This is a genomic window from Cryobacterium sp. MLB-32, from assembly GCF_000738085.1.
Lineage (GTDB): Bacteria > Actinomycetota > Actinomycetes > Actinomycetales > Microbacteriaceae > Cryobacterium.
On record NZ_JPRS01000246.1, the window covers coordinates 1 to 2,233 of the forward strand.

At 64.9% G+C, this 2,233-nt stretch carries 1 protein-coding gene; it reads left to right on the forward strand.

Annotation, left to right across the window (positions count from 1 at the left end; translation table 11 throughout):
- Positions 1–1,949: hypothetical protein (locus JF66_RS16965; protein ID WP_369798055.1), on the forward strand; the 1,949-nt coding region annotated here is incomplete at its 5' end.
- Between the last annotated feature and the right edge of the window lie 284 nt (positions 1,950–2,233).

A 2,233-nucleotide genomic window follows, 5' to 3' on the forward strand; every position in this document is an offset into this window, starting at 1 on the left:
CTGCTGAACCGCTCGTCCTGAACGCGTGGGATTTGTCGCGCCGGTTGAGCCCGCGCGATCAAGTACGTGTGATGAAGCGAGACGCGTATGGGCGTTTGGATGAAAACAGTTACCCGGTCATCTTCCGTGTCGGGCCGATAGCGCCCACGACGCCGTGGTTGGTGCGTCTGGCCGACAACACCGGCATCTTCCGGCTGCTGTGCTTTGACTTCGACGGCAAAGAAGCCGGCGTCGTCTCCCCCGACTTGATGGAACGCGCTGTCGACGACTGCGACGCCCTCTCCCGGATCCTTGACAGTGTCGGGATCACTCACGTTGTCTGCCAGTCCTCCGGTACTGGTGGCCGCCACATCTGGGTCGCCCTGCACGGCGGAGCGCCGGCGGAGACCGTCGCCGCTCTCGCCAGCGCAGCACACGCCAATTACGCCACCCTTGACCACGGGATGCTCCGCAACCCGCGCGAAGGCGGCGCACGCCCCCCGTTAGCTCCGCACCGGGACGGCAGCAGCTCGACAGTTCTCCGCGGCACCGTGGAGAACCTCCTGGCGCCGACGGCGACCAGCACTCACCTTGACGCCCTGACCCAGGTCCTCGACCAAACGAAACCGGCCCCGAGGCCCGCGGACACAACACCGTCCGGACCCCTCGACGCCCAATACGCCGCCACCCGCCCACTCAGCGCCTGGGGCCATGGACACATGGCCACCGTCAACGGCGGAACCAACCCCAGCTGGACCGGGTTCATGTGCCTGCTCGCAGCCGCATCGGCCGGATGGACTCTCGCTGACGTGACCCGGGAAGCGCGTACGGCGCCGGGGATGGAACATTACCGGACCAAGAACATGAGTGGCGGTACCCGCAAGCAGCGCGCCCCCGCTGAGGCTTCTGCGCGGCTGGAACGGCAGTGGACCACAGCTCAGCAGTACTCCGCCCTGCAAGCCCCGCTCAGTACCTCACGTACCCCCACGGACTTCACCGAGCTCAGCGTGATCGTCGATACCATCGATGACCTTCTCACCAGGTTCCGGGTGTCCCCGGGACGGTGGGGACGAAGCGAAGCGGCTGTGTCACGGCGCACGATCCTCTCCGCGGTGGCGTACCTGACCTTGCAGACAGGCAAACGGACCGTCGCAGCATCCATCCGGGACCTGGCCCTGATGGTGGGCCTCAGCCGCGACACGGCCCGGCGAGCACTTACCGCCCTGGCCGAGGACGGCTTCCTCATCCGCGTCTCCGTCAGCGACAACGGGAACGCCTCCGAATGGCAGCTGAGCGCAAAACCACAGGGATCCGCAGAGTTTTCCACAACGCCTCGCACGGTTGCGTCACAACCACTAGATAACCCCCGCCCCCCCTCCGAACTCTTCAACCTCCGCCTGTCCCTGGTGACCACGCTGGAACGCCAGCTCACTGACGGCCGCCACGATCTGTTCACCCGTCCTGGCCTCGGGCACCTGGCGGGCAAGGCCTACGCGCTCCTCGCTCAACACCCCGCGTTAACTCTGGAGGCGGCTGCTCACCTGCTTGGTGTGACGACGCGTCATACGGCCACGGTGTTCAGTCGTCTCCGTCAGCATCGCCTGGTCATCAAGCATGCCTTGGGGTGGGCGCGTGCCAAGCAGGACCTGCGTGATCGTGCGGCCCGAATCATCGGTGTGGCGGGGCTGCTGCTGGATCGAGCGAATCGGTATCGCGTTGAGCGGGAAGTGTGGGATTGGTGGCAGGCGGAGGTGGCCACGATGACCGCTGCCCCCAGGACTCGCCCGAAACGCGTGCATGTGTCCAGCCGGCCGCTGTTTCGTGACGTGAACGCCCCGGGTGAGCGGGTGTGGCCGCGGTATCCGCGCTCGAGCGATCAGCGGGGTGATCACCGGTCTGCGCGGGAGCTCGTGGACCTGGGCGTTCTGAACCCGGAGAATCGGTGGCAGTACCTGGGCGACGCGGCCTGATCATCTGCGTTGTGCTGGGGCCTGTATGCCTTGTGTCTGGGTAGGGAAAAGGCTGGTTTCCTTGTGTTGTGTTGGATGTGTTCGCCAGACTGGTGAGAATTAGCGGAGCACGAAGACGAGTAAGAGTCTGACGTTGTTGCGCGTGACGGGGTTTCTATGTCGAATCGGAATCATGAACCATGAACCATGAACCATGAACCATGCGGGGCTGAAGACCTCGAATTGTGTGTTCTGTCGGACCACGAATGGCGTGTGGCTGACCGGAGGCAGCGGGAACAGTCGCC